At 60.6% G+C, this 12,598-nt stretch carries 9 protein-coding genes; 8 read left to right on the top strand and 1 reads right to left on the bottom strand.

Translation table 11 applies throughout. The features are described 5' to 3' along the window. Positions 1-58: 58 nt before the first annotated feature. The 6 genes from pabB (at position 59) to ACFR99_RS03280 (ending at position 9,704) form a co-directional block, all read left to right on the top strand. Positions 59-1,567, top strand: a complete 1,509-nt coding sequence (gene pabB / locus ACFR99_RS03305) for an aminodeoxychorismate synthase, component I (RefSeq protein WP_390284358.1) — start codon at positions 59-61, stop codon at positions 1,565-1,567. Beyond that, positions 1,567-2,136: an anthranilate synthase component II gene (locus tag ACFR99_RS03300; protein WP_390284356.1), complete on the top strand. Its 570-nt coding sequence runs from the start codon at positions 1,567-1,569 to the stop codon at positions 2,134-2,136. The genes pabB and ACFR99_RS03300 overlap by 1 nt, the downstream gene beginning before the upstream one ends. Positions 2,137-2,903: 767 nt before the next feature. Then, entirely contained in the window at positions 2,904-3,797 is an 894-nt protein-coding gene (locus tag ACFR99_RS03295) for a tetrahydrofolate dehydrogenase/cyclohydrolase catalytic domain-containing protein (RefSeq protein ID WP_390284354.1), read from the top strand. A gap of 180 nt (positions 3,798-3,977) precedes the next feature. Beyond that, the gene (locus tag ACFR99_RS03290) at positions 3,978-6,530 is read left to right on the top strand and encodes a GcvT family protein (protein WP_390284352.1); all 2,553 of its coding nucleotides are present in this window, start codon (positions 3,978-3,980) and stop codon (positions 6,528-6,530) included. A 27-nt stretch (positions 6,531-6,557) separates the two neighbouring features. Further along, complete coding sequence (gene ilvA / locus ACFR99_RS03285; RefSeq protein ID WP_390284350.1) at positions 6,558-7,796, top strand: threonine ammonia-lyase; 1,239 nt, start codon at positions 6,558-6,560, stop codon at positions 7,794-7,796. 279 nt (positions 7,797-8,075) lie between these two features. Beyond that, positions 8,076-9,704, top strand: a complete 1,629-nt coding sequence (locus ACFR99_RS03280) for a BCCT family transporter (protein ID WP_390284348.1) — start codon at positions 8,076-8,078, stop codon at positions 9,702-9,704. Between the two features lie 503 nt (positions 9,705-10,207). On the opposite strand, the gene ACFR99_RS03275 is transcribed toward ACFR99_RS03280, so the two are convergent. Further along, positions 10,208-11,458 (bottom strand): serine hydroxymethyltransferase, encoded by a 1,251-nt coding sequence (locus ACFR99_RS03275; RefSeq protein WP_390284346.1) that lies wholly within the window; start codon positions 11,456-11,458, stop codon positions 10,208-10,210. Positions 11,459-11,596: 138 nt separating this feature from the next. On the opposite strand from ACFR99_RS03275, the gene ACFR99_RS03270 reads away from it, so the two are divergent. After that, positions 11,597-11,977 (top strand): Rid family detoxifying hydrolase, encoded by a 381-nt coding sequence (locus ACFR99_RS03270; protein WP_390284344.1) that lies wholly within the window; start codon positions 11,597-11,599, stop codon positions 11,975-11,977. Between the two features lie 64 nt (positions 11,978-12,041). Continuing rightward, positions 12,042-12,203 (top strand): hypothetical protein, encoded by a 162-nt coding sequence (locus ACFR99_RS03265; RefSeq protein WP_164722107.1) that lies wholly within the window; start codon positions 12,042-12,044, stop codon positions 12,201-12,203. Positions 12,204-12,598 lie beyond the last annotated feature (395 nt).

Here is a 12,598-nt window from a genome sequence, read left to right as displayed (position 1 = left end):
GCTCTATCCACACTGTACTTCGGGGACGGTGAGCTCCCCGGTGGAGGAAAGACGCAAGATGAGCCAACCAACAGTCGTTACCGATAGGGAGTCGTTTCTCGCGACTGCCGAGGCTGCACCGCCCGAAGCGAGAGTACCGATCGAGGTCCGCGTCACCGTTTCGGATCCATTCGCGGCGTATCGACGCGCTCGCGATGGCTCCAATGGGTTCTACTTGGAGACGACCGGCGGACAGTCGGGCTGGGGGTACTTCGGCGTCGCTCCGGTCGAGCGGATTCAGGTTCCTCACGACACCGTCTCGGAGGGTGAAGAAAGCCCGTCGATAGCCGCGATCGATACTGTGCTCGATCGTGAACAGCTAGTCCGCGGAGAGTGTTCGGTCCCGTATCCGTGCGGCGCGTTCGGGTGGCTGTCCTACGATGTCGCCCGCGAGCTGGAGTCCCTCCCGGACACCACCGCCAACGATCGAAAGCTACCGCGGCTGCAACTTGGCGTGTTCGACCGCGTGGCCGCCTGGAGAGACCCTCGCGACGACGGACCGGTCACAGTACACGTTACGGCGTGTCCTGTCGTCGGCGACGATCCGGCCTCCGCATACGAATCGGGCCTCGAGGACGCGATCGACCTCGCACGGGCGACGACAGAGGGGACAGAACGACAGTGCGCTCCGCCCACGACGGCGGGGCAGGCTACATTCGAAAGTGAGTGTGGCAGAGAGGCGTTCGCGGATCGCGTCCGCGCCATCAAACGGTACGTCCGCGATGGGGAGACGTTTCAGGCGAACGTCTCTCACAGGCTGGTCGCGCCCGCCGCCGTTCACCCGGTCGACGTGTTCAGCGCCGTCCGGCAGGTGAACCCGGCTCCGTATTCGGGGTTACTGGAGTTCCCCGGGATCGATCTGGTGAGCGCCAGCCCCGAACTCTTGCTTGACGTTCGTGGCGACGAGCTCGTGACGGAACCGATCGCGGGAACTCGCCCTCGAGGGGCGACGACCGAGGAGGATCGGACTCTCGAAGCGGACCTCCGGGACGACGCGAAGGAGCGAGCCGAACACGCGATGCTCGTCGATCTGGAGCGCAACGATCTAGGCAAGGTGTGCAAGTACGGATCGGTTGCGGTCGACGAGTATAGACGAGTGGACCGTTACTCGGAAGTTATGCATCTCGTCTCCGTCGTCCGTGGCCGGCGGCGAGACGACGCGACGCTCGCCGACGCGGTTTCGGCGGTGTTCCCGGGCGGGACGATAACCGGGGCACCCAAACCCCGGACGATGGAGATCATCGACGACGTCGAAGCAACCCGACGGGGGCCCTATACGGGCAGTATTGGCATTTTCGGGTTCGACGACCGAGCGACGCTCAACATTATCATTCGAACGCTTGTGCGCCACCACGACGAGTACTCGCTCCGCGTCGGCGCGGGGATCGTTCACGATTCCGATCCCGCTCACGAGTACGCTGAAACGTTGGACAAGGCCCGCGCGCTCGTTACCGCTGTCGACGACGCGCTCGGTGACCAGGCGTCGTTCGCTGTCGAAACAACACCCGACATGATGGGGGAACGCTGATGATCCTGATCATCGACAACTACGACTCTTTCGTCTACAATCTCGTCCAGTACGTCGGCGAGCTCACCCCCGTCGAAGTCCGCAGAAACGACGAAATCGATGTCGAGGGGATCCGATCGCTCGATCCGGACGGGATCGTCGTCTCGCCAGGGCCGGGAAAACCCGAGGATGCGGGCATTTCCGTTGACGTGTTCGCCGAAACTGACTACCCTGCGCTGGGAGTGTGCCTGGGACACCAGGCGCTGTGTGCCGCTCACGACGTTTCAGTTGGCCACGCCCCCGAAGTGATACACGGGAAGCCGTCCGAGGTGCGCCACGACGGCGCTGGACTGTACACTGGCATCCCCGACCCGTTCGAAGTGGGACGATACCACTCGCTTGCCGTCGAACAAGAGTCGTTGCCGTCTCACCTCGTCGAGACGGCCTGGACGGACGATGACCGCGAGATCCTGATGGGCGTCCGGCACGCGGACCGACCGCACGTCGGCGTCCAGTTTCATCCCGAGAGTATCCTCACCGACGCGGGCAAGCGGATCATCGAGAACTTCTGCTCGATGGCTGCCCGATAACCGGTCTTTTCCAGGGAATCTCGTTCGGCACGACGCTTACACTCGAGAACGAATCGCCGACTACCCCGAGATTTTCACAGTGATATCACTGTTATTCTATCACTCTTCTAGAACGGCCGCGGGTCCACTATCAACAGAAAGTGTACGCCCGATACAGGCTGGTCATCTGGACCTCCGATCAACGAGTTTCTTCCCGTGTTGACGGTTGTCGATCCGTCGCCGGATACTGGATCAGAGTGATCCGTGTTCCGAAACACGGTGTTACGGACAACCGGTGAGTTCGAGGATCGGTCGAACGGTAATATCCAGACTATTGCCAGCACGCACCTGGTTCACAGGCTGTTTCATCGCTACGGCTGAGGATGAGGGAGGGTCGAGTTACTGAGGCCCATGTTAGTCCGTGGCTGAGGACAGAGCTACGCGATCCGGGACAGTCCGAGGTCGGGGACGACCGTTGGAAGGATCCAGATCCCTCATCCTGTGTAGGGCACCCGGGTCAGGCGCCATGTCAATCGTTTCCGTATCACTTAAAATATCTTCACGTGTATAGTTACGGGAGTTTATACAATCTTGCCAGCAGCAGTGCGCACCCCGCCCCGCTTTTCCCACAAACGGAGGTGTAGAATCCGGTCGTCCCCGCCACCCGTAAATTAATTACTTCTACCGGATGACCCTGCAACCGCTGACGCTGCGAGTAAAGGCTCAGCGCCTACCGCCAGCCGTGGGAACGTTACGGTCACTTCAGAGTGACACTCAAAGGTAAACCAATGACAGAAATCATCGATGGAAACGAGATTGCGGATCGAATCAAGACAGAATTAGAAGTGTGCGTCGAAACACTCGCCGATCACGGCGTCACGCCCGGTCTCGCGACGGTGCTGATGAGCGACGACAGCGCGAGTGAGACGTACGTGAATATGAAACAGCGGGCGTGCGAGGAGATCGGGATCGAAGGCCGTCACCACGAACTCGATCCCGAGACGTCGTCGGACACGCTAGAAGGCCGGATAGAGGCGTTGAACGAAAACCCGGCCGTACACGGTATTCTCGTCCAGATGCCAGTCCCAGACCACGTTGACGAGCAAACCATCCTCGAGCGGATCGATCCGATGAAGGACGTCGACGGGTTTCATCCGGAGAACGTCGGCAAACTCGTCACGGGCGATCCCCGACTTAAGCCGTGTACTCCACACGGTATCCAACGGCTGCTCGCCGAAACAGGAGTGGGGACAACAGGAAAAGACGTCGTGGTCGTTGGCAGGTCCAACATCGTAGGGAAACCGATGATGAACCTTCTCGTCCAGAAGGACGATCTAGGTAACGCGACGGTGACTACCTGTCACTCCCGAACGGATAACCTCGCAGAAAAAACGAGAAACGCGGACATCGTTATCGCTGCCGCTGGTGTCCCAGAACTGATCGACGGATCAATGCTGTCGGAAGACACCGTTGTCATCGACGTGGGCGTCAACCGCGTCGACGCTGCCGACGGGGAGGGATACGAGCTCGTCGGTGATGTCGAGTTCGAAAGCGCTGTGGAGCAAGCCAATGCCATCACGCCGGTGCCTGGCGGCGTGGGCCCGCTGACGATCGCGATGTTGCTATACAACACCGTCAAGGCGGCCAGCCTGCAGGAGAACGTCGACGTAGATCTTCCCTGACCACCAGCGGCTCGCGCTTCCTGGAATCGTCATATAAACATCATTTTGTGGACATTATATAAAATATATGACCTATAGTGGAGTTCTCTGCCGATAAGCTGTAACTCAGTGGCTTCAGCCGATTTTGACTTAAATGACCGTTGCACTTATAAGAGAATCCACCGGATTGGGACGTGTCATATGAGCACAGACAGCGTTCCGTCACGAGCAGATACTGTCGTCATCGGTGCGGGTGCCGTCGGTTGTAGCGTCGCATATCACTTGACTGAACTCGGGGCGGAGAACGTCGTCGTTCTCGATCAGGGACCGCTTCCGGTGACCGGCGGCTCCTCGACACATGCTCCGGGGATCATGTTCCAGACGTCACCGTCGAAAATCCAGACGAAGACGGCTCACTACACGAGCCGACTCCTGAAAGACGCCGGCGTATACACGGAAGTCGGCGGGATCGAAGTCGCACGATCGGAAGCCCGTATGGACTTCCTCGAGCGCCGTGTCGAGTGGGCGACATCCTACGGGCTCCCCGATCCGCAACTCCTCGAGCCCGAGGAAGTCACGGAGCATCTGCCGCTCGTCGACGAGGACGAGATACTCGGCGGGTACTACTCGCCGACGGACGGCCAGGTGGCCAGTACTGACGCTCTCCAGTGGTACATCCAGGAGTCGGCGGCCGACTTCTACGGTAACACCGAGGTGACGGACATCGAGACGGCCGGCGGCGAAGTGACGGCAGTCGAGACGGACCGGGGGCGCATCGAGTGCGAGCGATGCGTCCTCGCGACGAACAACTGGGCGTATCAGACCGGGCAGATGGTCGATCTCGAGCTCCCGATCGCGCCCGTCGAACACCAGTATGTCGTCACCGAACCGCTGGCAGAACTCCAGGGGAACAACTCGTCGCTCGGTGACGCGACGGCAGGTCTCGAGGTTCCTGGGGACCGAAACATCACCGAGTTCATGGCCCAGCCACCGGACCGGCCGGTCGGCCGCGACCAGGATAATTCGCTGTACTTCCGCACTCACGGCGACGGGTACGGACTTGGGTCCTACAACCACGAACCCCTCGTTGTCGACCCTGACGAGATGGGGAAAAACACCGACGAGAGTCAGGCGTCGGTTCACAGTTTCACCGAGAAACACTGGACGAAGGCGACCCATCCGAACCGGGACAAGTCACCGCAGCAGGCATTCGACGAGCTCCTTCCCGCCACGCAGGACCAGGAGTTCCAGGTTACCGAGAACGGGATCTTCGTCTACACGCCTGACGGGATGCCCGTCATCGGTGAGACACCCGAGATCGACGGCCTGTGGACCGGGCTGGCGATCTGGTGGACGCACTCGGGTGGATACGGCCGGATTCTCGCGGAGTGGATGGAAAACGGCGTCCCTCGCCTGCCGTCCGGACCAGTCGACACCAGCGGTATCCACGTCGCGCGGTTCGCACCTCACGCGGGCAACAAGGACTACTTCATGGATCGCGGGGGGAAGCGGTACGAGCAGGTGTACAGCATCGTCGAACCTCGCTGGCAACCAGACGAGCATCGGGGGCTGCGCGAGAGTCCCTTCCACCCACAGCAGGCGGAACTCGGCGCCGAGTTCTTCCAGAGCGGCGGGTGGGAAACCGCGCAGTGGTACGAGTACAACGAGGACCTCGTCGAGGAGTACGAGGAGCAACTCCCGGAGCAAGACGGATGGCAGGGGATTAATCGATCGCCGATCGAGGGAGCCGAGCACCTCCACACCCGTGAGAACGTCTCGATGTACGATATGACGTCGTTCAGTTCGATCATGGTGGAGGGCGACGACGCCGGCGAGTTCCTCCAGGAAGTCTGTAGCAACGACATGGAGATCAGTGTCGGGCGGGTTCGCTACACCACGTTGCTAAACGAGGGCGGCAACGTGATCGCGGACCTAACTGTGGCCCGCCTCGATGACGACGAGTACATGGTGACCACCGGCGGCGGCAACTCGCCGGGGATCCACGGCTCCTGGCTCCAGAAGCACGCCCCGGAGACCGTCTCCGTCACCATCGAGGAGTCGGCGAAGTGCACCGTCGGACTGTGGGGGCCGAAGTCGCGGCTGCTGCTCCAGCGAGTCACCGATGCCGACGTCTCTAACGATAGCTTCCCGTACTTCGGCTGTCAGCGCATGTACGTCGGCGACGTGCCGGTCATCGCACTCCGGGTGTCGTACGTGGGCGAACTCGGCTGGGAACTGTGGGCTCCCTCGGAGTACGGTCGAAAGCTCTGGGACACTCTGTGGGAAGCCGGACAGGATCTCGACGTCAGGCCGATCGGCGACGGAGCGCTCGAGTCAATGCGGCTCGAGAAAGGCTTCCGCCTGTGGGGGACTGACATCGATACGGACGTCAACCCGCTCGAGGCCGGCCTGCCCTTCGCCGTCGACCTCGACACCGAGTTCATCGGGAAAGAGGCGCTCGCCGAGGCCAAAGCAGAGGGCCTCGACAGCCAGGTCGCCTGTCTAACGCTGGACGATTCGACCGACGTGATGCTCGGCGGTCGGCCGGTGCTCGCGGACGGTGAGGTTCTCGGATACGTGCAGGCAGGCGACTTCGGCTACTCGGTCCAGGAGTCGATCGCCTACACGTACCTGCCCAGCGAGTACGCCGAGGCCGGTACTTCGGTCCAGATCCAGTGCGAGGGCGAAACGTACGACGCGACGGTCCGCGACGAACCGCTGTTCGATCCCGGACGCGACAAGATCATCCGGTGACCGAACGACGCCGATAGAATCTACAATATGAGCGAGTCACGCGAACTAGAGGTACGATACGAGGACATTCGCCGGGCACACGACCGGTTGGACGACGACACGGTCGTCAAGCGCACGCCGGTCGAACGGAGCACGTCGCTCGGCGAGATGGTTGGCGGCGAGGTGTACCTGAAGATGGAGCACCTCCAGTGGACTGGGTCGTTCAAGACGAGAGGCGCCTACAACAAGATCTCTCAGTCCGTCGAGGAAGGCGTCGAGGAGTTCATCGCTGCCAGCGCCGGGAACCACGCGCAGGGTGTGGCGCTGGCGGCGACAGAGTGTGGCGCGGAGTCGACCATCGTCATGCCGAAGACTGCCCCACAAGCCAAGATAGACGCGACCCGCGGCTACGGTGGGACAGTCGAACTCGTCGGCCAGGACTTTCAGGATGCCATGTCGTACGCCCAGTCCGAGGCTGAAGACGGTGACGCGGAGTTCGTCCACGCGTACGACGATCCGCACATCGTCGCCGGGCAAGGGACACTCGGAATCGAGATGTACGAGGACTGCTCTGACCTGGACACCGTCGTCGTCCCGATCGGCGGTGGTGGACTCATCAGCGGGATCGCGACTGCCTTCGATCACCTTTCGCCCGACACGCGGATCGTCGGCGTACAGGCAGAGGGAGCGTCGACGGTCCACGAGAGCCTCGACAAGGGGATGCCGGTCACGCTCGACGAGGTCGACACGATCGCCGACGGAATCGCAACCGGCGGCATCTCGGACCTGACGCTCGATCTCATCGACTCACACGTCGACGAGATCGTGACCGTCTCCGACACGGAGATCGCAAAAGCGGTCTTGCTACTGCTCGAGCGCGCCAAGCAGGTCGTTGAAGGCGCTGCAGCGGCGTCTGTCGCGGCAGTTCTGAGCCCTGAGCTCGACGTTCGGGGCGAGACTGTTATGCCGCTGCTCGGCGGCGGGAACCTCGACATGACAATGCTCCAGACAGTCCTTATCCACGCGCTTACCGACCGAAAACAGATCCTCCGGTTGCGCGTGCGGATCAACGACGCCCCAGGCAAGATGGCAGAGCTCTCCGGAATTATCGCGAACCACGGCGCAAACATTCACGACGTCCGCCACGATCGGGCGGTGGAGGATCTCAGCGTTGGCGATTCCTACCTCGTCTTCCGGATCGAGACGAGCGGCGCCGAACACGCCGAGTCGATCATCCGAGCGATCGAATCCGAGGGATACACGGTCGAGGACGTCAATCAAAAGTAGAAACTAAAATTACATATAGTGGAAGTATCGCCGCGAAACGGTGACTCCATCTTCGTAATTTATTGGCAGAATATGTTCGGTATCAAGTACTCCCCGGGGGTTTATACGCCACTACGAAATCTTAGGGAATGGGTAACACCGATGCTATCACGAAACAAGGGTGCCGCGCAAGCGGAAAGACCACGAGTCAAGAACGCACGAGAGAACAGCGTCGCAAGGTCGGTCGGATTCGTACCGACACGTACAGCGCGTAACCGAGGCAAACGTTGGTGACTGTATATGGTCGATTCTGAGCCAAACGGTCGATTCGCTCGATTCACGGACGAACTCGACGTTCCCGTGTTTCTCGTCGGGTTCCTCACAGCGTTGGTAGCAGTCGTCGTGTTCGCGCTGATGCCAGACACAGCCGGCAACGCTATCAACAGTGTGAACTCGGTCCTGTGGCAAAACGTCGGCTGGATGTACATCCTCGCGATGTTCTTCGTCGTCGTGTTCGCGTTGTTTCTGGTGTTCGGCCCGTGGGGGAACATCAAACTTGGCAAGCCAGACGAGGAGCCACAGCACAGTTTCCTGTCGTACTTTGCGATGCTGTACTCAGCTGGGATCGCGGCAGGGATCGTCTTCTGGGGGCCGGCAGAGGCGATCTTCCACTACGATACAGTCCCGCCGCTCATCGGCGCCGAGTCACAGACGGCCGACGCAGCGGTCGGTGCTGTTCAGTACACGTTCCTCCACTGGGGTATTTCTGCGTGGGCTGCGTACGCTATCATGTCGCTTCCCATAGCGTTCTACGCGTACCGGCACGACGCGCCCATGCGGACCTCGACTGTACTCGCCCCGTTCCTCGGCGTCGACAATCTGGACAACGTCTGGGCGAAACTGGTCGACATCCTCGCGGTGTTCGCAACCCTTGGCGGTATCGCGACGACGCTGGGATTCGTCGGGAGCCAGTTCCTGACCGGCATCGAGTACACCACCGGGATATCAGTCGGTGACGCCGGGACGGTGCTGACGATCACCGGCCTGACAATCGCGTTTACGCTGTCTGTGACGTTGGGTATCAAGAAGGGGATCCGTCGAGTGTCCCAGTTCAACCTGGGACTGTTCATGATCGTCATGATTCTCACATTCGTGCTGGGGCCGTCGGTGTACATCATGACGGTCACGACGGAAGCGCTCGGGCAGTACGTCAACCAGTTCGTCGCGATGAGTTTCTTCATGAACGCGGGCAACGGCGCGAGCTGGGTTGGGAGTTGGACCATCTTCTACTGGGCCTGGTGGTTCTCCTGGACGCCGTTCGTCGGCCTGTTCATCGCCCGCGTTTCGCGCGGTCGTACGATCCGGCAGGTCGTCTCCACCGGCGTCCTGGCGTCGACGGCGATAACAATTCCGTGGTTCGGAATTATGGGAAGTACCGCGATCAAGTTCCAATCGACCAACGCGGCGGATATCCTGAGCGTCATCTCCGAGTACGGCGTCGCCGGCTCCGGATACCCACTATTCGAGGCACTTCCCCTCGGTGGCGTACTGAACCTCTTGTTCTTGCTGTTGATCACGACGTTCTTCGTCACGTCGGCGGACTCTTCGACGCTGGCGCTGGGGATGCTCACGACCGGCGGTGAACTCAACCCGTCGACGATCAACCGCGTGATCTGGGGGGCCTTGGTCGGGTCGCTAGCGTCCCTGCTAATGGTTGTCGGCGGTGTCGATGCGCTCCAAGCGTCGGCGATCATCACCGGAGGTCCGTTCGCCGTCATCGCTGTCCTCGCAGTGTTGGCGATCAGCTACCCCTGTCGGGAAATCTGTCCGTTGTTCTTCGACGGAGATCGATCGAATAGCGTGTCGAGCTCGTCCGCGACACTCGACGCTCCAGAGGAGATGTCAGTCGAAGGGACGGACGACGACTGATCGCTGTTCGACGGCCGTGCTCGGCTTCGAGCGGTCGAAGCAGGATCCACGGGGGAACTACCTGACGAGGAGAGCGGTCGCGTCGAGAGGCACGATCGGCTAGGATCGAGAATAGACCGTCCAATCGCAGTACAAGGAACGCGTCAATGCAGTCGACGTAGCCCTGGCTCTTCTGCGACTGCTCGCCGCACAGTGACCTATCCTCGCTGACGTTGCATCGGCTCACCGTACTTCTCTGGCGACATCTAGGGACACGCTATCCCTGGACTACACAGCGGCAGACAGCGTCTCGCAGTTCGGTGAGAGCGTCCATAGCTCGAAGCGGCGGCCCCGTTCGAGCCATCAAGTGCACGCTGTGCCCTCGAACGCAGTCTGCAGTCACAGAGCGTCGGTGGACCATGTCCGGTCCCTTACGAAAAATAGACCGCGACGGCGTTACCGCTCAAACCCGCCTGAAAAAGGGTCATGCATACTTGATCGTCTGCGGATCGATTCTCTACCTGCTACCCGTAGATCGGGAACTCTTGGCAAAGGTGTTCGACCGTCGAAGCGGCCCGGTCGTGAACCTCTTCATCCTCAGGATTGTCGAGTACATCCACGATGAGGTCGGCAACGGTTTCCATCTCCTTTTCACCGAATCCACGGGTCGTGAGCGCCGGCGTGCCGACGCGGATCCCACTGGTAACCATCGGCGACCGTGTTTCACCGGGCACGGTGTTCTTGTTGACGATGATGCCGACGTCGGACAGTAGCTCTTCGGCCTCCTTTCCCGTGATATCGGGGTGGGAGTCACGGAGGTCCACGAGCATCAGGTGCTTGTCCGTTCCACCACTCACCAGCGAGAGTCCGCGGTCGTCGAACGTGTCGGCGAGCGTATTCGCGTTAGCTACGGTCTGCACAGCGTAGGACTGGAACTCATCGGTGCTCGCTTCTGCGAACCCTGCGGCCTTGCCGGCCACGCTATGCATCAGCGGCCCTCCTTGCGCGCCGGGGAACACTGCGGAGTTGACGTCGTCCGCGAACTCCTCGTCACACATGATGATGCCGCCGCGGCCGGCGCGGATCGTCTTGTGCGTGCTCCCAGTGACGAACTCCGCATGTTCGACTGGCGACTCGTGGACGCCGGCAGCGACCAGCCCCGTCACGTGAGCGATGTCCGCGAGATGGTACGCGTCGACCGTGTCCGCGATATCGCCGATGCGTTCGTACTTGAATTCGCGGGGATACGCCGAGGAGCCACTAACGATGAGATCCGGGTCGAACTCGCGCGCATGGCTCTCGAGTTCGTCGTAATCGATGTACCCCGTCTCGGGGTCGACCTCGTACTGTTCGACGTCGTAGAGCTGTCCCGAGAAGTTGACGTTGTGGCCGTGCGAGAGGTGTCCGCCGTGCGACAGCGACAGCGACAGTATCTTGTCGCCCGGTTCGAGCACGGAGAAGTACACGCCCATGTTGGCCTGCGTGCCGCTGTGGGGTTGCACGTTGGCGTGGTCGACCCCGAACAGCTCCGTCGCACGTTCGATAGCGAGTTCCTCGACGGTGTCGACGTGTTGGCAGCCGCCGTAGTATCTCCCACCGGGGTATCCCTCGGCGTACTTGTTCGTGAGGACGCTCCCCTGTGCTTCGAGCACAGCTTTCGAGACGTGATTCTCGGAGGCGATCATCCCCAGTGTCGATTCCTGTCGCTCACGCTCGAGGTCGATGGCCTCGGCCGTATTCGGATCTATCTGCTCGAGTGATTGTTTGAACGCCATATCTAGACGTCGATTATGGACGGTAAGTATCTTGCGTGCAGCGGGTATTCAACCTCAAGAAATAATATATCTGATGTTATATGGTGGTGAACCCGCGCACTACCTGCCTTTAAGGTACAGGAGCGGATATCGATGTCTATGAAGCGCGCAATCAGTACCGACGATGCTCCGGCAGCCGTGGGCGCGTACAGTCAGGCAACTACGAACGGTGAACTGCTTTTCACCGCAGGTCAGCTCCCGCTTACAACCGACGGCGAACTCCTCGACAATGCGCCGGTCGATGAACAGACTCAGCAATGTCTCGAAAACGTCAGCGCGATTCTCCAGTCGGAAGGGGGATCGATGGACGACATCCTCAAGACGACCGTGTTCCTCGATGATATCGACGACTTCGACGCGTTCAACCAAGCGTACAGCGAGTTCTTCGACGAAGAGCCGCCTGCCAGAAGCGCCGTCGAAGTTGGCCGCGTTCCCAAAGGTGCCGCAGTCGAAATCGAGGCTCTCGCGGTAATCGAGTAGTCGCAGTCGGTCGTTGCCCGGTTTTACCGATACGCCTTTTCCATCCGGTGTAATATAGTCGACCATGTGTCAATACTGTAGCTATCGGTACCACGACGGCTGGACGCAGTTATTACAGTACGACGACGTGTACCAGAACACCATCAGTACAGAGTCGGAGGCGACGTACGGGTTCCACGAATCGTGGGACGAACTTCGAGAGGAAGTCGGCTACGGCGCGTCCTGATGGGGTCAACTCGGTTGAAGTTTTGGCAGGCGGGACTCGCACTCGCTCCGAGAGATTCTTCCCGATGTTCGCGGTGGTGGCGGTCGTCACGGATACGGACTACTGTAAGTCATTTCCGGCGCGACTGCGACCCGTCCTGCGGGTGCGCCGGTAAATCGGTACAGCAGACCGTATGACAACCAGACGCCGGACGATCTCGCGGGACTTGCGATCGGGTTCGTCGTAGCGGTTGCTCATACTGCCGGACAGAACGACGCGAAGATCGGTCGCTCTGCTGCGGTCGCCGCCGGTGGAGATGGCCGCGAATTCGCGACCGACTTCGTATCGACTTCTGGGCGCACGCGACAATCTACGTGGTCGGTTCGGTCGCCGGCGCTGTCGCTGGTGCCATCGCC

The sequence above is a fragment of the Haloarchaeobius amylolyticus genome (genome assembly GCF_042678045.1).
GTDB classification, from domain to species: Archaea; Halobacteriota; Halobacteria; order Halobacteriales; family Natrialbaceae; genus Natrinema; species Natrinema amylolyticus_A.
This window is presented reverse-complemented; position numbering and strand designations above follow the sequence as displayed.